Origin of the sequence: Maribacter spongiicola (genome assembly GCF_004364165.1) — a bacterium.
In the GTDB taxonomy this organism is placed as follows: Bacteria; Bacteroidota; Bacteroidia; order Flavobacteriales; family Flavobacteriaceae; genus Maribacter; species Maribacter spongiicola.
Genome location: NZ_SOAY01000012.1, coordinates 24,495 through 44,807, shown reverse-complemented (window position 1 = coordinate 44,807; position 20,313 = coordinate 24,495). Strand labels below are relative to the sequence as shown.

Genomic DNA, 20,313 nt, shown 5'->3' with positions numbered 1-20,313 from the left:
GGGAACAAACAAATATAAAGATAGTTTTATATAAACCGTTAAAATTTGTAAAAGCTTAGCATTTTAGATGAATTCAAAAGATACAAGAACTCAATTTCTGAATTTTTTCAAGGGTAAAGATCACAAAATAGTGCCTTCTGCACCAATGGTCATAAAAGATGACCCAACCCTGCTTTTTACCAATGCGGGCATGAACCAGTTTAAAGAATACTTTTTAGGCATAAGTCAGCCTAAAAGCTCTAGAGTAGTAGATACTCAAAAATGTTTGCGTGTAAGCGGTAAGCATAACGATTTAGAAGAGGTTGGTAAAGATACTTATCACCATACCATGTTCGAGATGTTGGGCAATTGGAGTTTTGGTGATTATTTTAAGGAAGAAGCCATTACTTGGGCTTGGGAATTATTGACCGAGGTTCTTAAAATTGATAAAGACAGTTTGTATGTCTCGGTATTTGAAGGAAGCGATGATGCAGATAAATTAGCGTTGGATACAGAAGCTTTTGAGCTTTGGAAAAATATCGTGCCCGAGGATAGAATTATCATGGGAAACAAGAAGGATAACTTCTGGGAAATGGGCGATCAAGGTCCGTGTGGGCCATGTTCAGAGATTCATGTAGATATTCGTTCAAAAGAAGAAAAAGCTAAAGTTTCAGGTGCAAGTTTGGTAAATCAAGACCATCCACAGGTAGTAGAAATTTGGAATCTTGTATTCATGCAATACAACCGCAAAGCAGATGGGTCGTTAGAAAGTTTACCGGCGAAACATGTAGATACCGGAATGGGTTTTGAGCGTTTGTGTATGGTTTTGCAGGGGGTACAATCAAACTATGACACCGATATTTTTACGCCGTTAATTCGAGAAATAGAAACGATTACAGATTCTGATTACGGTAAAAATGAAGAAGTTGATATAGCTATACGTGTAATCAGTGATCATATACGTGCAGTTGCTTTTTCTATTGCCGATGGTCAGTTACCAAGCAATACAGGTGCAGGTTATGTAATCAGAAGAATATTGAGAAGAGCCGTACGTTACGGATTCACATTTTTAGATACCAAAGAGCCATTTATGTTTCGTTTGGTAAATGTGTTGACAGATTCTTTAGGTGATGCGTACCCAGAATTAATGGAGCAGAAGCAATTAATTGAAAATGTCATAAAAGAAGAAGAGCATTCTTTCCTGAAAACCTTAGATCAAGGATTATTACTTTTAGATACGATCATAAAAAATACAAAAGGTAAAACAGTAGATGGCGGTAAAGCTTTTGAGCTTTATGATACTTTTGGTTTCCCGATAGATTTAACCGCCTTGATCCTAAGTGAAAAAGGATACCAATTAGATGAAATAGGATTTGATGAAGCTATGCAGCAGCAAAAAAACCGTTCCAAATCGGCATCAGTAGTTTCAAAGGAAGATTGGGAGGTTTTGCTTTATGATAACGAACAGGAGTTTGTTGGGTATGATATGCTAGATGTTGAAGTGAAAATTACCAAATACCGTAAAGTAGTTTCAAAAAAAGACGGAACACAGTTTCAGTTGGTTTTCAATCTAACTCCGTTTTACGCTGAAGGAGGTGGTCAAGTTGGTGATAAAGGGTATTTAGAAGATACTCATGGCGATGTCGTGTATATAACCGATACCAAAAAAGAGAATAATGAAATCATACATTTTGCCAAAAACCTGCCAAATCATATAGGGGAGAGTTTTAAGGCGGTTGTAGATAAAAAACAACGTGCTAGAACTGAAGCGAACCATACAGCGACACACTTATTGCATCAAGCTTTAAGAGAGGTGTTAGGTACGCATGTTGAACAAAAAGGTTCAGCGGTACATTCTAAATATTTACGATTCGATTTTTCTCATTTTTCTAAAATGACTCCAGAAGAATTACATGAAGTAGAGAAATTTGTGAACGCTCGTATAGACGGGCAATTGCAACTACAAGAAGAAAGAAATGTACCCATGAAGTCTGCAATTGCCGATGGAGCCATGGCATTGTTCGGTGAAAAATATGGCGATGCGGTTAGAACAATACGTTTTGGTCAGTCTATAGAATTGTGTGGTGGTACGCATGTGAAAAACACAGCAGATATTTGGCAGTTTAAAATTAAGTCAGAAGGTGCCGTAGCTGCCGGTATTAGAAGAATTGAGGCAATTACGGGGGACGCAGTTAAAGATTTTCATTTAGATAATGATAAGTTGTTATCGAAAATAAAAATTGTTCTGGGTAATACCCAAGATCCTGTAAAATCGGTTTCAAGTCTTCAAGAAGAAAATACAAGTCTTAAAAAGCAAGTAGCTGAATTGTTGAAAGACAAAGCCAAGAGCTTAAAAGGAGATTTACTTTCGGAGTTGAAGGAAGTTAACGGAATTCAATTTCTAGCAAAAAAGATAGATTTAGATGCTGCCGGTATTAAAGACCTGAGTTTTGAAATGGGTAATCAAAAAGATAATATCTTTTTATTGTTCGGTACCGAGCATGAAGGTAAAGCTTTGTTGTCGTGTTATATTTCAAAAGAACTGGTAGCTTCTAAGAATTTGAATGCAGGTACTATTGTTCGAGAGCTTGGTAAATATATACAAGGTGGCGGTGGTGGTCAGCCATTCTTTGCCACGGCAGGTGGTAAAAATGCGGCAGGTATAGAAGAGGCATTGGCGAAGGCAGAAGATTATCTTAAATAATTAAGGCTATCTTCAAATTGTAACTAGTGAAACTTCAGTTGAATTAATTGAAGATGCTATATAATATGATAGTTTTATGAAAAAGTATTTTCTCTTAATACTAGTAATTGCTTCTTGTAATCTTTCTAATAAAAATCAAAATGATTTAGAAAGTGCGGATGGTGTTGAAACACAAGTTTTGTCAGGTATAGACTCTATGCATATTAGAGAGTATGTTGAAAAATCTTTTCAAACCCCCATGCATTCTCTTGAGCACCAGCAGTATTTAGATTCCGCGCTTACCATAGATCCTACCAATGCTTGGCTTTGGCAACAAAAGGCAATGCCTTTATATAAAGCTAGAAAATACCAATTAGGCAAACCATTTTTAGACAAGGCAGTTGAGTACGATCCTAAAAAATATTTAGATTATAGCGGCTTCATGAGATGTATTTTCTCAAAAGACTACCTGAAATCGATATCTGAATTTATGAGGGCTAAAAAAGAGTACGGCGATGGTTATGTCATGGACCATACGTATAATTTTTATATTGGTTTAGATTATCTTCAGTTAAATGAATTCTCTAAAGCTAAAGAGTTTTTGTTATTAAGTAAAGAGCAGCAGTTAAAAGATTTTCCTGATGATTCGCCGCAAGAAGCCTGTCATTACTTAGATTGGTATTATTTGGGAATCGCAGATTTTGAGCTAGGTAATTATAAGGAAGCTATTTCATCTTTTGATATGTCATTAATGGTTTACGATAATTTTGCCGATGCACTTTATTTTAAGGGAAGAAGTATGACAAAGTCAGGTAATGAAGAAGGAGCGGAGTGGGAGAAAAAAGCTTTTGAATACGCCGATAACACTATTAATGAAGATAATGCTATTTATGAAATTTACCCATATCAATTGTTTCATAAGTTAAACGAGAGTGTGCGACCTAAATGAATCTCTTAACCACAATACCATTATCGAAATCTAAAAATCCGATTGACTATACTAGTCAATTGTTGCTTTTGGGCTCCTGTTTTTCTGAGAATATTGGAGCAAAATTAGAATACTATAAATTTCAGGGATTACAGAATCCGTTTGGGATATTGTTTCATCCTTTGGCAATTGAAAAACTGATTCAAAAGAGCGTCAATCAAGAATTATTTATTGAAGAAGATGTGTTCCATGAGAATGAGCAATGGCATAGTTTTGATGCGCATTCTTGTATGAGTAGTCCATCCAAAGAAAAAATAATTATAGATTTAAATGAGGCATTAAGATCTACTGCTGTACAAGCAAAAAAAGCCAGTCATATCATTATCACCTTAGGAACCGCTTGGGTGTATCGCAATACCTCAAGTAATGAAGTAGTCGCAAATTGCCATAAAGTACCGCAGTCTAATTTTACGAAAGAATTGTTAAGTGTCGATGAGGTAGCCGAAAGTTTAAAACGAACTATTACCTTGGTACAGTCTGCAAATGCTTCTGCTAAAATTATTTTCACGGTATCTCCTGTTCGGCATTTGAAAAACGGGTTTGTAGAAAATCAATTAAGCAAATCGCACTTGATTTCTGCTATTCATAAAGTTCTAGAGGAGAATAAAATTTCATATTTCCCTAGCTATGAATTAATGATGGATGAGCTTCGAGATTATCGTTTTTATGCAAAAGATATGATTCACCCTAATGAGGTGGCAATAGATTATATCTGGGAGAAGTTTGTTGAGGTGTGGATTGATAATGCTATTTCTGAAACGATGAAAAAGGTTGGTGAAGTTCAGCGAGGTTTGCAGCATAGAGCTTTCAATTCTGAAGGAGAAGCTCATCAAAAATTCTTAACATCACTAGCGCAGAAAATTGCGTATATAAAGAAAGACTATCCGTTTATGGATTTTAATATTTCAATAGCATGAGAAAATTTGTAGCAGGCGTTTTAATCACCTTAGCATTAGTTTTCATTGTTCGTTCTTGTCAAGATAATAAACAAGATAAATCTATTCTAGAGGAAAATTCTATGCTTATTCAGCAAGAAATTACCAATGTTTCTAAATTAGTGGTAACAGAAGGGCATTTTGCTGAGGTCTATAATTATAAAGACTCGAAAGAACTTTTTGGTCCGCTTTTAAGAGCGGAGAAAAAAGCATTGGTGGTGGTAAACGCAGATGTAACCGTCGCTTATGATTTACGTAAGGTCGACTTTGAAATTGACGAGGCAACTAAAACGGTAAAAATTAAGAGCATACCCGATGCAGAGATAAATCTGAATCCTGATTTTGAATATTACGATGTCACTGCAGATTACCTGAACCAGTTTGATGCCGAAGATTATAACAAAATAAAGAAAACAGTAAATGCTTCTTTAATGAAAAAGGTAGAAGCTTCTGCCTTGCGTACTAATGCCGAAAACAGGTTGATTAGCGAGTTACAGAAATTCTATATTCTCACTAACTCTATGGGGTGGCGATTAACGTATCAAGAACAGACCATAGAATCATTAGATGGCTTGCAACTTCTTAAACCTTAGTTTTTATAGTTGCCAATTCTAATCCGTCATCAATTAATTGTCCGAGGTTAGGTTGGTCTCGCTTAATGTTTTCAAGGTGTGCTTTTATTTTCTCTGGCAGTATTTTTTCGTTACTTAAAATTGCCAGTTCATAAATTTCAATCGGCAATAACCAGTCCTTAGGATATTTTTCTTGTATAACTTCAAAAACCTTTGTTCTAGAGATAATGGTGTTGTTGCCTTCTCTAAAATCGCGAATAAGTTTATAGTACGATTCCAGTTCGCTTAAACCTAATTGGTCATTATTTTGGCTACCGGTACTTAGTGAATGGTCTAAAAGGTCAAAACTCTTTAAATCTGCAGGACCATGGTAGGCAGAAACAATTTCTTCGCCAATAGCCATGTTGTATAATTCTTCGTTAGATTCAAAAAGTGTGATGCCTTTATGTGTCACCTTGCAATTCTCGAATGTGATTAGAATAATGCGTCCCTGTAGATTACGCGTACCGGTTATAATTTTACCAGTAACATTGATACCACCTGTAAAATCTAATGAAACAATTTCTCCTTCATAGATTTTATAAGCTTTAAGATCTCTCGGACTCATATCTTCGATAGGAATATTGATGCCTTTAAGTCTGCCAATAGGGGATCCAAAACCAGTTTCATGCTGATTGACATCTTGCCCAACCAATTCTTTCTCTCGGTACGCCAAAGCAGACTTCCCTTTCGTCTGAAAATAAATAGGTTTGCCTTCATGAGAAATCAATGTTTCGAAATTACCAGATACCTGTAAGCCAGTACTTAGTTCAATAGTACCTAATTCTTTTGAGTCAATAAGCTTCTGTAAACCTGAGAGTCCGCCCTTACGTAACGCCATAGTATTGGCGAAATCTTCTAACACCTGACTTAAAAATGCAAAATCGGGAGTGACGAAGAGTTGCGGTTGTTTTTTGGTAATGTCAAAAGATGTTTTTGCGGCTTCAATAGAATACGGCAGTTTTTTGACGTTATCGGTCATGCACCACTGACTTTCACCAATAGAAGATAAAAGTCCCGCCCCATAAATTTTAGGGTCTTCTAAAGTGCCTATAAGTCCGTATTCAACCGTCCACCAATGCAGGTTTCTAATAAAAGCCATTTCACTAGGTTCGCCCATATTATCTTGAAGAAATTCTATATGTTTCTCAGATTTTTCAATTTCTTCTGCAGGAGTTCCTTTGGCTTCTTTAATAATAGAAAGATGGCGTACAGCTTCGTAAAGTTCAAAATCTTTAGCACTAGATATTGCTTTGCATCCTATTTCACCAAAACGTCTTAAATAAGCTGCATATTCTGGGTTAGCAATAATAGGAGCATGCCCGGCACCTTCATGAATAATATCTGGGGCAGGTGTGTAAGCAATGTTTTCTAACTGGCGAATGTCTGAAGCGATTACCAGAACATTATATGCTTGAAATTCCATAAAAGCAGCAGGTGGTATAAATCCGTCAACCGCGACAGCAGCCCAGCCTAAATCCTTCAGAATACGATTCATACCGTACATGTTGGGAATATTGTCAATTGAAATGCCTGTTTTTTGTAATCCTTCGGAATAGGATTTGTGAGCAACCTTACTTAGATAATCTACATTCTTACGCATTACATAACGCCACACCGCCTGATTGATAGGTGTATAATCCTCATAGTTCTGAGGTTTTATGTATTGTCTTAAATGCTTAGGAAGCTTATCTAAAATAGGATTGCTTTCGTATTCAGAACTATTCATACACTTAACTTTTATATGGTGGATTCACATTATTTCTATTAAATATATCATTTACAGTCCAATTAATTGTTAATAATATGTGAATTAGGAAATAAGACTTTTAAATGATATTATTAAAGGAATAAGTGCTTTTTAGATGTAGCTTATAATCATAAAACAGGAAAAAGTTATGACAGAGAAATTAGATGACATAGATAGAGCGATATTAAAAATACTACAGAAAGATGCTAAGACGGTGGCAAAGTCTATAGCAGAGCAATTGGGATTAACTAAAACACCCGTTTATGAGCGTATTAAAAGATTGGAGCAAGATGGCTTTATAAAGAACTATGTAGCTATCTTGAATAAAGATAAAATTGAAGAGAGTATTACTGTTTTCAGTTTTGTGTCACTAGAAGCACAAAAGGGAGCCATGATGGATGATTTCTTTGAGCAAGTGATGAAATATCCAGAAGTGGTAGAATGTTTTGTAGTGGGGGGGGGAGTTTGATTTCCATTTAAAAGTAGTTGTCAAAAACCTAGATGCATATTATAATTTTGCGAAATTTAAAATAGCGTCTCTACCAAGTGTAGGTAATGTTAAAAGCGCTTTCGTTTTAAACGAGGTTAAGAATGATACTCATTTTCCGTTGCTATAAATAAAAAGGGCTTGCAGATATGTTTATCTCCAAGCCCTTTTTTTAAAATCCACATTTATTATTTCATTGCAACCGCATTAGGCGGGTATTGCTCTAAAATCTGAGAAACAAATTCTCTAATACGTTCTTCTTTTTTAGCGATGTTTTTAGTGTTAGATAGTGTGCCAACACCTTTACCTTGCCAAACCAATTCATTTGTTTTGTTATCGATTAGGTCTATATATAGAGAACCTTGTGTACTTGCGCTTACGCTAGTACCGCCTCCCCAACCAAATCCAGGACCCCATGCCCATGGGTTATAACCCCAGCCCCAGGCACCGCCCCAGCCGTAGTTGTTATTATAAACATCAACTCTTTCTTGTTCTTTGGTAAAAATACTAACTAAAATATCTGGCGTTTCAGACTTCACAAATCCTCTAGAACTCATTTCTGTTTCAATGGCTCTTAGAATTCTTTTTTTATCCAAATCAGATATCTGCGCTTTGTCTATACCTGTTTTGTAGAAGGCATAGGATTTGTAGCCGTTAAAATCTGCTTTTTGATCATAATCAGAAAGTACACTAACTGATGAGCAAGAAGTAATAAAAAATAAAAGTAGCAGCGGTAAGCCAAGTAATTTGATGTTTTTCATAACGTTATATGTTTTAAGTACTCAATTTTCTATTAAAATTAATTACAAATATCATGCCGAGGTATGTTAAAACTTATTGCATGTTTGTTTTTGGGTCATAGCCATATGGGCAATGTCTACAGCCACTCTCACAACAATATCCTCGTTTAAGGTGAAATTGTTTGGTGAAGACCCTAAATCCGTTTTCAGACCAATAAAAATCACCTTCCTCTATAGGGATTATCTCTTTCATGTAACCGACGCCTTTTAATAGTATAAAGTTACTTCTTTCTGTTGATAACCTAAAGGCAAGTTGTTTGGAAGATAGCTATAAAAGCCCTTAAGCCATATTATGACCATTGAACGGTTTTGTTGGCAACAAAAACCAGTAATTTTCTGACAACCTATTTTTGGCTTTATCTTTGTTACAGTATCACCAAAGTAAATCTATGATATTGGTTTTTAGACATTTCTTCTATAAAAATTATGTGGGGCTTTCACTATGGCCCTTTATATTTTTAAAAAATAGAAGTTTAAAAAATGATGATGTTCTTATAAATCATGAGAAAATTCATTTGCGCCAGCAACAAGAATTATTGATTTTACCTTTTTATGTCTTGTATTTAACCGAATGGGCAATTCGTGCAATTTATTATTTAGATACCTATAAGGCATATCAAAATCTAAGCTTTGAACGTGAAGCTTACATACATGAAAATGATATGGATTATTTAGGGAATCGAAAAACGTTCAGCTTTATTAAATATCTTTGGCGATAAATTCGCCCTACTTGCAAAGCATCAATCAACTTGTTGAACATCCTTTATTAACAGAAAAGCAAGTAACCCTTGTTCTTAAGCGCGAAGACCTACTTCATCCTTTTATATCTGGTAATAAATACAGAAAACTCAAGTACAATTTACTGGCTGCTGAAGCAGAAAATCAGAATACCGTATTAACCTTTGGCGGCGCATATTCTAACCATATAGCGGCGACGGCTTACGCGGCAAAAGAAAAAGGATTTTGTTCTATTGGGGTAATTCGAGGCGAAGAGCTTGAAAATTCTTGGCAAACGAACACTACATTAAAGAAGGCTTATGATGACGGAATGCGTTTTAAATTCATAAGCAGAAGTGACTATAGAAAAAAAGAAAGTTTAGAATTTATTGAGACTTTAAGAAATGAGTTTGGAGAATTCTATTTGGTGCCAGAAGGTGGTACAAATAGTTTGGCCATAAAAGGTTGCGAAGAAATTATTACCGAAGATGATGTGGAGTTTGATGTGATATGTAGTAGTGTTGGTACTGGTGGTACGGTATCCGGATTAATAAATGCATCTTTTCCGCATCAGAACGTTTTTGGGTTTTCGGCATTGAAAGGTGATTTTCTGAAAATTGAAATCGAAAAAATGGTCCACAATAACCGTTGGCAGCTATTGACCGATTATCACTTTGGGGGTTATGCAAAAACATCCGAAGAACTTATTGTATTTATAAATGAGTTTAAAGAACAAACAGGTATTCCTTTAGATCCAATTTATACCGGAAAAATGATTTTTGGGTTGTTCGATATGTTAAAGCGCGATACTTTTGCACCTAGAACAAAGATTTTGGCAATCCATACAGGAGGTTTGCAAGGTATTGCTGGCATGAATAGTGTACTGAAAAAGAAAAATTTACCTTTGTTACATATATGAAAAAGATAATTTTATTGGTGTTGTTGATGGGTATCGGATTATCATCGTGTAAATCTAAAAAAAGGTACTCAGATCAGTTACGCACCAAAAATGTTCAAAACGAACGTAGAAATACCAGTACAGAGAGTTCTAAAAAAGTTACAAAAGCGAATCTGCCCGCAGAGCCTTCAAAGTTTATTCGGTTCAGTATAGATTCTCCTTCAGAATACATCAGCACATTTGCAGAGACCGCTCAGTTAGAGATGATGGGTTATGGTATACCGGCAAGTATTACCCTAGCACAAGGACTTTTAGAAAGTGGTTACGGGAAAGGTGAATTGGCAATGAAAACCAATAATCACTTTGGTATAAAGTGCCATAAAGGTTGGGAAGGTGATTATGATTTTCATGATGATGATGAAAAGGGAGAATGCTTTAGAAAATATAACCACCCAATGTATTCTTTTAGAGATCATAGTATTTTCTTGACGACACGGTCTAGATATGCATTTCTTTTTAATTTAAGGCATACCGATTATAAAGGTTGGGCAAGGGGTTTAAGAAAGGCAGGTTATGCAACGGATCCAAGGTATCCACAAAAACTTATCTATTTAATAGAAAAGTACGATTTGCATCAATATGATAAGCAATCTAGAAAAGTCAATTATAACAATACAGCGGTAGTCACAACAGATTCTAATAATATACATACGGTACAAAAAGGCGATACTTTATATTCATTATCAAGAAAGTACTATATGAGCGTCGATGAACTGATGAAGTTGAATAATTTGCGCAGTGCAGATTTGTCTATTGGGCAGCCTATTAAAGTCAAATAATAGTAAAATTTAGTAAGAGAATGATTTATCAAAGAAGTAGCGCCCTGTTCGCAGAGGCTAAAAAATATATACCTGGCGGCGTAAATTCACCAGTACGTGCATTTAAAGCTGTTGGTGGTGATCCAATTTTTGTAAAGAAAGCCAAGGGAGCTTATTTGTATGATGAGGATGGTAATAAGCTAATTGACTATATCGCATCTTGGGGGCCATTAATTTTAGGTCATGCCTACGAGCCTGTAATCAACGCTGTGGTAGAAAAGGCACAGAACGGTACTTCATTTGGTATGCCGACTGAAATAGAAACAGAGCTTGCGAAACTGGCTATTTCTATGGTGCCCAATATGGATAAAATTAGGTTTGTGAACAGCGGAACAGAAGCATGTATGAGTGCGGTTCGTTTGGCTAGAGGGTTTACGGGTAAAGACAAGATTATCAAATTCGCCGGATGCTACCACGGGCATTCAGATTCGTTTTTGATTCAAGCGGGTAGTGGTGCGGTTACTTTTGGTAGCCCTAATAGTCCGGGTGTTACTCAGGGCACGGCAAAAGACACCTTGTTGGCAGATTATAATGATTTAGCCGGAGTGAAAGAATTGGTAGCTGCAAATAAAGGTGAATTGGCTGCAATTATCATTGAGCCAATTGCCGGTAATATGGGTTGTATTGTACCTTCGGATTCTTTTATGAAAGGGCTACGTGAGCTATGTACCCAAGAAGGAATACTATTGATTTTCGATGAGGTAATGACGGGATTTCGTTTGGCAAAAGGCGGAGCACAAGAAGTACTGGATATAAAGGCTGATATCGTTACTTACGGTAAAGTTATCGGTGGCGGATTGCCAGTAGGCGCTTTCGCCGCGCGAACAGAAATCATGGATTTTCTAGCTCCTGATGGTCCCGTTTATCAAGCAGGTACCTTAAGTGGAAATCCGTTAGCGATGAGTGCAGGTTTAGCAATGTTGACCGAATTGAATAATAATCCTGAAGTATTTAAAAGTCTGGCTGATAAGGCAGAATACCTGCATAAAGGTATTGCAAAAGTATTGACAGAGAAAAAGGTAACACATCAAATTAACCGTTATGGTAGTATGATTTCGGTACATTTTACTGATGCCCCGGTTATCGATTTTGCTTCTTCAGCGAAAGGTAATAATGAAACCTTTAAGAAATATTTTCACGGTATGTTAGAGCGCGGTATTTACTTGCCACCAAGTGCTTTTGAAAGTTATTTTCTAAATGATGCTTTAAGTTACGAAGATTTAGATGCGACTATAAATGCGTTGAAAGAAATAGAATTTTAATTTTTAGATTGATAAGATTTGTAAATCCACCAACCGGCAGCTATAAATAGTATTTGAACAGCAAGACGGACCATAGCACCGACTTTAGAACCGATTGCAGGTATTTCTCTTGTTAAATCCCAAATATGAATTGGTAAGAATAGTATCATCAATATAGCAAAACCGAGTCCGGCCCATTTTCTATATTTAGGAATAATCAAAGCAATACCAATTATTGCTTCAGCAATTGTTGATAGTATATTAGCTAGTTGTTCGGGTATAAAATTTGGTATAAATGCTTTATAGGTTTCAGGTGCATAAATATGATTGAATGCACCTGCAAGCATTAAAAATGCAAATAAATATATTAGAACTATTTGTATAATTTTCATGATGTATTTTAAAATTAGAAGTAAGTATCAATCTAATGATTATTCTAAAACATAAGAATTATTCAAATATACTATTACTTATGTTTGAAAGCATGGTTGTCTAGAAAGACCATTAAAATAGTGTAGAAATTCTAAATAATATCATAGTATTGTTTAGTTGAACTAAAGTAAAAGAGCCATCATATGAGGGCTCTTTTTGTTTGAGTTAGTTATAATACTATTTAAAATTATATTGAATACCTAGTTGAACAGCATTTGAGAAAAACTGATCAATTGTAAAGTACGAGTAGTTTAAGTTGATAGTAGTGAAGTTTTTAATTCTGTATGACAATTCACCTTCATAACGTTGAAATCTGTCTTCGTCTTGCTCGGCAAAAAGAGAGAAATCACTCTTAAGGTTAAAATCAGAATCATCATTACCAAGTTGAAATTGCAATCCGCCACCGGCAAAAAGTCTGTCTTCGGTCAACCAGTATGGGAAACCGTTTCGTCTATCTTCAGAGCCTACACCGTAAGCTCCTTCAACTAACGGTCCTAGTTTAAATGTGTCTAAGTTCAGTAGATTGTATTCTACGCGCGTACCACCAATGGCATAGTATTGACTATCGGTATAGTAATCTGCTTTTACATAGAATTCATGGTTTAAATTAGATGAGTATTCAAACTCTTGTTTAGCTTTTACTTGTATGTCGTAAATGTTTAAATTATACCCCGGACCAGTTGTTACTGGGTTGGCTTTTAATGCTAAAGAAGATTTACTAGTGTCACCAACGAAATCTATACCAGATTTAAAATGGAAAAATACTTTATTAAAGTTGTCCATCTCAACTCTTGCACCTACATAAATAGGGTTTTTTTGGTCAGATTCTTTTTTATAAATATATTCCATACCTAGTAAATCTCTACCAATATCATTAGGTATTATCGTATCTTTTAAAATAGTATATGCTGTACCTTGAACAATTGAGAACTGGTGAAAATCTAATTTCTTATTATAAAAACCAAAATGAAATGCATTATTAAACAATGTTGGGTTAAATTCATCTGCTATTGCCGTTGAGGTAAGCCCTATAGAGTGCCCTTTCTTTTTTCTTGCTTCAACCTCTGATTTTTTTACAATGGCATCATCCATTAATATTTTAAACTTACTAATGTATAAAGATTGCTTTTCGTCAGATGTTGCTTTCACCTCATTATTAAATGCAATTTTAAAATCGGGATCAATTTTAGAAGGTGGTATGTTAACGGCAATTTCACCAGCAGCATTGACATCACCTTTTAATAAGAGCAACTTCACCATGTGGTTCATGGTATTGTAATCTCTAGGATTTTTTTCTATATGGTTCGCATAAACTTTCTTTAAATACCTGCCATTGGCAAATTCTAAATTCCAGTCTAGCAATTTTGCAATGGGTATAGTATTCGTACAAGTGCTCCAGTCTAATGCCTTTTGGTATTGTGCATATTCAGCGAATAATAAGGCGATGTTTTTAGATAATCGTATTAGATCAGGTCTACAAGGTTCAATATCTTGTAATTCTTCGACTGCCTTATTTGGGTCATTAACCAATAAGTATCTTGTATAATATTCGAAATCTGTAAACTTCTTACTTGCTATAGTCTTCGTTTTTTCTTTCCATTCTTTGACTACTTCAGCAGAAATATTTCCACATTTTTGCCATAGTTCAGCCGTTTCAAAATTTAATTTTTCGGCATACACTTGGCTAATTGATGTAGCTAAATCTTTGTTAGAAATACTACAAGGTTCAATAGCATCAAGTTTCTTCAACAAATCCTCGTGATTGGATTTTACTAGAAATTCGTAATAGGTCAATTTGTTATTCTCGGTAGGCTTTAAAGTGTACATCACTTCTAAAACTTGTTCTATAATTTTAGAATTGTCTTCGGTATTAAAGTTCAGGTAATAATCCTTTAATATGTTAACGTCATTTTGACCCCATTCCATTTGTCTTTCCATCCACATTTTTTTAACTGCGGGTGAAGGGTAATTACTTACGGTACTAATGTCTCTAGAGAAATTAGCATAAGAACTAGAAGGGTTTTTTAAGTATAGACTGTTTAATTGAGACCATAGCTGTTTTGTTTTCCCTTGCTTTTCCATTCCCTCTGCATAGCTGACTATCAGTTGAGAGTTGATGAATTTGTTATCCTTGAATAATTTCTCCATTAAGTTTGTTGCCTCTTCTGTTTTTTCCTCCACAACCAATCTGTCGATTTTTTGCTTGAGTGGTACCATAGTCTGTTTGCTTTTATTATAAGATTTGTAGTCGCTTTTGGTGTTGGTAATCAACGTTGAGGTGGTGCCTATAAGAGTTCTTATTTCTGGACGAATATCTGGTACGCTAATATTCGGCGTATTCGTTTTAATACTATAAAGAAAACCGTTTAGTAAAGGAACCGAAGAGAATTCGACCTGATCAAAGAATAGTTTTTCATGTACTTTAACATTGTTATGTTCTTCAACATACATGAGCCAATACGAGTCTTTTTTTTCATCGGTATTTAATGAACTTGAAACTTCATATTGCCCTTCGTAGCTTAAATGGCGGATGCTTTGGTAACGCCAGTCCATTGCTGCCTCTGTAGATTGTTTGGCAGTTAAAAACTTCATATATGGGTGCCTTTTTTTGTAATCAACAATGTGTTTTTTTAATTCACCAATAGCATTTGATGTGCTACCGATTTTTAAAACATCATTAGTATTTAATACATGAGACCAAATACCGGTATACAGGTATGTAGATTCTATTGCCCATTGTTCTTTCTGTGAAATGGTATAGCCGCTACTTAAACGCGGGTAATCAAAAAAGCGGTTGTTTAGTGGGTCAGGATCAAACTCTCTATTACCACCTTCATAAACATCTCCTAAAAATGAAGTGTGTAAAAAGTTTAAGCTAGGAAACCCTTTCTTTAGCGCTATAAGGCCTAGACTATCTATTTGATTGTCTGGAGCAACATAAGAGTTGGGCAATGTTTTTGAAACATTATCTTCCCATTTATTGGCAGAAGCTTTTGCGTTGTCTAAAATAAGATCCGTGTCTTCCCATAATTTTTTTGAAAGCGGTAAGTCGTTGTAACCACGAAAGCCAAGTTCATGACCTCTATTGGTAAATTCATTTGTTAACCATTTATTGGTACCGTTATCATTTTTACCGTCTAATAAGCCAGTTTGATCCCAGCTTTTATAATTGGGGTCTCCGGTATTTTTTTCATTGGCATTAAAAGTTACGTAGGCAGAGTACTTAATATCTTCTTCTTGAGCTAGTTTTTTCATTTTTGGCCACCAGTCAGCCTTTAGCATCTCAGATTTGCTGATACCTTTTTGTACGTTGATCGCTTTGCCGTTATCATCGTACATGGAAGATGGAAAATCGTCAAGAAATAATGTTCCAATATTTGCAATAGGATAAGGAATACCTTCAAGCCCTAATAAACTTGCGGAAAATAAAAGACCTCTCATTTCTTTTTTAAGAATTTGTGATGAGTTGTAAAGAATAACTTTTCCGTTACCTATTCTATTTTCAATTAAAACAGGATATTCTTTACTATTATGCGCCGCTACTAAAACATTTACGTTGCTAGAAAAGTTAGCTCCGTCAAAACCTAGGTGAACTGTTTTATTATCAAAACCACGCCCTTGCATACCCGGAAAAAGCGCTTTATTAAAGAATAGACCAGAAGCTTCTTTGTTCGTGCTCCAGTCAGCACCAGGTGTCATTCCAAAAAAGTACGACATACGCTCATCTTTGGCAGCTTTGGTAACGAATAAGGTTCCGCCTTTAGAAACAAACTTTAAAAGACTGTCTATGGCAATAGTACTTAGTCCTGCAGTTTCGTGGACCGTTACAACCCTCGTAGTAGGTGCAATATTAAGTTTCTCGTTGAATTGATTGACCCATAAAGTTTTGTGCGCAATTTTAGAATAGTCAAAAGCCTTTGCCAAATTCTCTGTTTCAAGAATAGCGCTATAATTTGTAGGCTCTATTAAAAACTGAACAAGAGGTTCTTCAGTACTCTTTTCAGGAATATTAAACTTGTTGTTAGACTTGTATAGTTCTTGTTGACAACTGGTCAATAAGCTAAAGGCTATAAGAAGTAATAAATAACCTATTTTTTTTGATATCATGGTTTAGTATCTTAAAATTCTAATCGAAGACCACAGGTTGAAAATTAATTTGGTCTTTAATTCGAACTAACTAAGTACCTTAATAGTAGCAGTATCATAAAATTTAATGGTTAAGTATGCAAATTCATCCATGAATGAATCATTTACGTGCTTAATGCTGTGTTTTAGGGCATTTGAAGAACAAAACACGAATCGATTAAATGCAAAAAAGACCTGCTAAAAGCAGGTCTTTTTTATTTATGTAAAATTTGATTTTACTGTTTAGACGAACGTTTTCCTTTTTTGTCGCCTTTATCTTTACTATGACCACGCATTTTTTTTCTGTGGCTCATTTTTTCCCATTTTTCAAATTGATCAGCGGTAAGAATAGATTTCATTTCTTTCTTACGTGCTATTTGATGGTCTAATCTTTCATTCTGCTTTGCGTATTTTTCTTCGGAAGTCATTATTTTTTTTCCTTCGTCTTTACTGGCTTTTCTTTCTTCCATTTTTGCTTTTCTATCTGTAGCATCTTTGGTAAGAATAGTTTTTACTTTAGCTTGTTGAGATTCATTTAAATCTAATGCCAAGGTCATTTTTTTTGTTTGTAGAGAAGCTACTTGTTCAGGAGATAAATCCTTCATGTCGCCTCTTTTACCTTTCATGTTATGATCTTGTGCACTTACCGATATTGCCGCCATTACTAAAATGGCCATTACTATTTTTTTCATGTTTATTATTTTATTTATTTGCTTCTTTGACAGGAATATTTCAAAGAGGTTTAATGCCAAACTTCATTTTAGTAAAAGTTTAACGGCTGAGTAAAGTGCTTAAAATAAAAAAGCGCGGCTGTAGGTAGCTGCGCTTTTAAGTAGGTAAATTTTGTTAATATGCTAATTCGCTGGTGTTCTTCCCTCCATTGTTTTGTAAGGGTTGATTACGATATCAGCTTCTTGTTCGTAAGTGTTAGTTACAATTTCTTCCTGATTGGTTTCAGTTGTGCTTTGATGATATACAACAGAAGCAAAAATGAAACAAGCTAGATAAATAAGACTTTTTAATTTACTGGTCATGATTTGGGGGTTTTAAATTCATTGCTAATCTAAAAAAGAATAACGCACGAAAAAGCCCATTGTTGTGTAATGGGCTTTTTTTGATGTCTAGAATATTTAAAATGTGGTTAATACATTTCATTCATCGATGTTATTGGTTGTTCATCGATACGTGCAGTTTATCGATCTTTTTTTGACCTTTTATTTAGGGTCAAGAATGACGTTAATACGTTCAATAACATCGTCGTAATGATATTTTGTCATCATATCAGGGGTTCTATTACGTGCATTTCCAATATCTCGCTTTAATATGTTCAGTTCTGCTCTTGCAATAGTCCTAATATCAGATTGGCTAGTGTTGACAACTGTTGATTTTCTGTAGCCACCGAAATCGGATGCTTTGGCTTGATTTTCTACGGTTAATAAATATGCTAAGCGATCAATGTGGGCTTTTTGCAAGTTTCTTCTATAGGTATCCACAGACTTTCCGTTTTTAGCTTCGGACCAAATTCCTTTCCTTAATTCACTCATCATTTGGACAAGAGAATAAGCTTCAGACTTATCAATAGTTGCATTTTCTATTAATCGTGCCATTTTGCCTAAGCTTAATACATTGTTTAATGTACGTACTTGCATAGAACGCATTTGCTCTAAGAAACCGGAGTACTCTGTGCGCTCCAAAATATCTTGATCCAGCATCCACATTGGTGTTTCAAAAAGTTGTTCATGCAGAAAAGCCATTGCTCTTTGTTGTTTCTCTTTAGGTACAGCGGTATAAACAGCACCTTCTTGATCATAAGTTTTGTGGTTTTCGTAGACTCCACCAATGTTATTAGAGACATGACCCATGTATCGGTTGAATTGAGAGAATACTTGTCCGTATAACTTATCTAAATCTTCATAAGTCTTACCATCTTCGGCTGTCCACTCAATTAATTTCGGGACAATCCTCTTTAAGTTGGCAATACCGTATTCGCCAGCTTTCATGGCATCATCACCTAAATCTTCAGTTTGTGAGCTTGGATCAACGATATCACCTACCTGTTGGTGTCCAAAGCGATATAAAGAATCACCTGCATGTGCCATGATCCATTTATCTAATATAGATTTTTCTTCTTCTGCAGTGGTATTCGGTATAGGCTTATATCCCCATTGAATAGCATACTTATCGTAAACACCGATATCTGGCATTAATGCCACTCCTTCGTCACCAGGTTGTGCTATATAGTTGAAACGGGCATAATCCATAATCGACGGAGCGGTGCCGTATTTCTTTGTAAAGGTTTTAGAACGAAGCGAATCTACAGGATATGCGACACTACTACCCATGTTGTGCGGTAAACCTAAAGTATGCCCAACTTCATGAGACGATACAAAACGGATTAAGCGACCCATAACATCATCATCGAAAGAAACGCCCCTAGCTGCCGGGTTAATAGCTGCAGTTTGCACAAAGTACCAGTTTCTTAATAAGGTCATTACATTATGGTACCAATTGATATCAGACTCTAATATTTCACCACTACGGGGATCACTAACATGTGGTCCGTTTGCATTTGGTATGGGTGAAGCTAAATAGCGCACTACAGAATAGCGTACATCTTCAGGAGACCATTCTGGATCTTCTTCTTCAGTCGGAGCTTCTTTGGCAATAATCGCATTTTTAAAACCTGCAGCTTCAAAAGCAATTTGCCAATCTTCAATACCTTGTTTAATAAAAGGCACCCATTTTTTAGGTGTAGCCCTATCTACATAATAGATAATTTGTTTTTTAGGCTCAACTAATTCGCCATTCTTGAATTTTTCGGCATCTTCATCTTTTACCTCTAAACGCCATCTATCTAAAAATTTGATGGTCTTGCTCTCTTGCGCTTCTAATCCGTAATCTACTTGACCACGAGCAAACCAACCAACACGTTCGTCAAAATAACGGCGTTTCATTTGTTCTTCAGGTAGCAATACCATAGAGTTATTGATTTCTACTGATATAGAACCCAAACTTTGGTTGCTAGGTGCGGCACTTGCTAAATATGTTTTAATGTGACGTATTTCTACGTTTAAAGGGTAACTCTTGATCGATTCAATATACCCTCTGCCTTCATCTAAACGAGACACCTTATAGCGCTTGCGGTACTGTTCTGGCATGCCAAAAGCTTTTGTGTCTTTCATAAAAATATCATTGACCTCAATAACCGTAGTCGGGTTTAAAGAATCTTTTTGCACCGCCTTAATATCAAACGAAAATAGTACAGGCTCAAAATTCGAGTTTAGAACGGCTTCGTGCACGGGTAAAGAATCTGCCGCAACTACATCATGAGAAACCACACGGAGTAGTACCTTCTTATCTTTCTTTTCCCATCGTAGAACCTGGGTATTAATTTTTCCGCCACCAAAACCAATACCTGAGGCAGTTTTAGAAATACGGCTTACCATCAACATTTCTTTGTTGAATAATGAGTCGGGAATTTCAAAATAATGATTCTCGTCAACTATGTGAGTAGTAAAAAGTCCGGCATCACTAACGGCGTCTTTTGTAATAACCTTATTATAAGGCTGAATTTTGTCTTTTGATGATTTACTGGCTTCCTGTTCAGTATCTTTTTTCTTCTTTTTAAAAATTTGGGCTTCGGCATTTTGGTAGCCAAAAACGCAAACAAATAGCAATAATTTTACAAGTAATTTTCTTTTCATTTGTGAGTTAGTTTGGTAATCTTTCAAAGATTGAAATAATATCTGGAACAAATAGTTAATAATTTCTTAAGGCTAATTGTAACAA

17 protein-coding genes and 1 pseudogene are annotated in these 20,313 nt (G+C 35.5%); 10 read left to right on the top strand and 8 right to left on the bottom strand.

What is annotated here, in order from left to right; all coding sequences use genetic code 11:
• The first annotated feature begins 67 nt into the window (after positions 1 to 67).
• The 4 genes from alaS (at position 68) to CLV90_RS13405 (ending at position 5,178) form a co-directional block, all read left to right on the top strand.
• Positions 68 to 2,683 (top strand): alanine--tRNA ligase, encoded by a 2,616-nt coding sequence (gene alaS, locus CLV90_RS13420; RefSeq protein ID WP_133688025.1) that lies wholly within the window; start codon positions 68 to 70, stop codon positions 2,681 to 2,683.
• 76 nt (positions 2,684 to 2,759) lie between these two features.
• Positions 2,760 to 3,611 (top strand): tetratricopeptide repeat protein, encoded by an 852-nt coding sequence (locus CLV90_RS13415; RefSeq protein WP_133688024.1) that lies wholly within the window; start codon positions 2,760 to 2,762, stop codon positions 3,609 to 3,611.
• A complete protein-coding gene (locus CLV90_RS13410; RefSeq protein ID WP_133688023.1) occupies positions 3,608 to 4,567 on the top strand; it encodes a GSCFA domain-containing protein in 960 nt (319 codons plus the stop codon). The genes CLV90_RS13415 and CLV90_RS13410 overlap by 4 nt, the downstream gene beginning before the upstream one ends.
• On the top strand, positions 4,564 to 5,178 hold the full coding sequence (locus CLV90_RS13405) for a DUF4230 domain-containing protein (RefSeq protein ID WP_133688022.1): 615 nt from the start codon (positions 4,564 to 4,566) through the stop codon (positions 5,176 to 5,178). Before CLV90_RS13410 ends, CLV90_RS13405 begins: the two co-directional genes overlap by 4 nt.
• Here the strand turns inward: CLV90_RS13405 and CLV90_RS13400 are convergent.
• Entirely contained in the window at positions 5,168 to 6,925 is a 1,758-nt protein-coding gene (locus CLV90_RS13400) for an aromatic amino acid hydroxylase (RefSeq protein WP_133688021.1), read from the bottom strand. The genes CLV90_RS13405 and CLV90_RS13400 overlap by 11 nt on opposite strands.
• A gap of 169 nt (positions 6,926 to 7,094) precedes the next feature.
• Between CLV90_RS13400 and CLV90_RS13395 the strand changes: the two genes are divergently transcribed.
• Positions 7,095 to 7,415, top strand: coding sequence for an Lrp/AsnC family transcriptional regulator (locus tag CLV90_RS13395; RefSeq protein ID WP_243835439.1), 321 nt, complete (start codon positions 7,095 to 7,097; stop codon positions 7,413 to 7,415).
• A 49-nt stretch (positions 7,416 to 7,464) separates the two neighbouring features.
• Positions 7,465 to 7,563: pseudogene (locus CLV90_RS19460) on the top strand (AsnC family transcriptional regulator); the annotation flags it as partial.
• 58 nt (positions 7,564 to 7,621) lie between these two features.
• On the opposite strand, the gene CLV90_RS13390 reads toward CLV90_RS19460, so the two are convergent.
• A complete protein-coding gene (locus CLV90_RS13390) occupies positions 7,622 to 8,194 on the bottom strand; it encodes a DUF4136 domain-containing protein (protein ID WP_133688020.1) in 573 nt (190 codons plus the stop codon).
• Positions 8,195 to 8,267: 73 nt separating this feature from the next.
• Positions 8,268 to 8,426 carry a DUF5522 domain-containing protein gene (locus tag CLV90_RS19305; RefSeq protein WP_166638585.1) on the bottom strand — a complete coding sequence of 53 codons (159 nt, stop codon included), beginning with the start codon at positions 8,424 to 8,426 and terminating at the stop codon, positions 8,268 to 8,270.
• Between the two features lie 196 nt (positions 8,427 to 8,622).
• Between CLV90_RS19305 and CLV90_RS13385 the strand changes: the two genes are divergently transcribed.
• The 4 genes from CLV90_RS13385 to hemL are packed head-to-tail and all read left to right on the top strand — an operon-like array spanning position 8,623 to position 11,988.
• Complete coding sequence (locus CLV90_RS13385; RefSeq protein WP_133688019.1) at positions 8,623 to 8,952, top strand: hypothetical protein; 330 nt, start codon at positions 8,623 to 8,625, stop codon at positions 8,950 to 8,952.
• An 11-nt stretch (positions 8,953 to 8,963) separates the two neighbouring features.
• Positions 8,964 to 9,869 (top strand): 1-aminocyclopropane-1-carboxylate deaminase/D-cysteine desulfhydrase, encoded by a 906-nt coding sequence (locus CLV90_RS13380; protein ID WP_208295128.1) that lies wholly within the window; start codon positions 8,964 to 8,966, stop codon positions 9,867 to 9,869.
• Positions 9,866 to 10,687 (top strand): glucosaminidase domain-containing protein, encoded by an 822-nt coding sequence (locus tag CLV90_RS13375; RefSeq protein ID WP_133688018.1) that lies wholly within the window; start codon positions 9,866 to 9,868, stop codon positions 10,685 to 10,687. The genes CLV90_RS13380 and CLV90_RS13375 overlap by 4 nt, the downstream gene beginning before the upstream one ends.
• Positions 10,688 to 10,707: 20 nt before the next feature.
• Positions 10,708 to 11,988, top strand: a complete 1,281-nt coding sequence (hemL, locus tag CLV90_RS13370; RefSeq protein ID WP_133688017.1) for a glutamate-1-semialdehyde 2,1-aminomutase — start codon at positions 10,708 to 10,710, stop codon at positions 11,986 to 11,988.
• On the opposite strand, the gene CLV90_RS13365 is transcribed toward hemL, so the two are convergent.
• The 5 genes from CLV90_RS13365 to CLV90_RS13345 all read right to left on the bottom strand — a co-directional run bounded on the left by CLV90_RS13365 (position 11,985) and on the right by CLV90_RS13345 (position 20,228).
• Positions 11,985 to 12,359, bottom strand: a complete 375-nt coding sequence (locus CLV90_RS13365) for a hypothetical protein (RefSeq protein ID WP_133688016.1) — start codon at positions 12,357 to 12,359, stop codon at positions 11,985 to 11,987. The two genes, hemL and CLV90_RS13365, sit on opposite strands and share 4 nt — an antisense overlap.
• Positions 12,360 to 12,576: 217 nt before the next feature.
• Entirely contained in the window at positions 12,577 to 16,506 is a 3,930-nt protein-coding gene (locus CLV90_RS13360) for a DUF2194 domain-containing protein (RefSeq protein WP_133688015.1), read from the bottom strand.
• Positions 16,507 to 16,760: 254 nt separating this feature from the next.
• Positions 16,761 to 17,216: a hypothetical protein gene (locus CLV90_RS13355; RefSeq protein ID WP_133688014.1), complete on the bottom strand. Its 456-nt coding sequence runs from the start codon at positions 17,214 to 17,216 to the stop codon at positions 16,761 to 16,763.
• A 162-nt stretch (positions 17,217 to 17,378) separates the two neighbouring features.
• Positions 17,379 to 17,558, bottom strand: coding sequence for a hypothetical protein (locus tag CLV90_RS13350; protein ID WP_133688013.1), 180 nt, complete (start codon positions 17,556 to 17,558; stop codon positions 17,379 to 17,381).
• Between the two features lie 180 nt (positions 17,559 to 17,738).
• Entirely contained in the window at positions 17,739 to 20,228 is a 2,490-nt protein-coding gene (locus CLV90_RS13345) for a zinc-dependent metalloprotease (RefSeq protein WP_133688012.1), read from the bottom strand.
• Between the last annotated feature and the right edge of the window lie 85 nt (positions 20,229 to 20,313).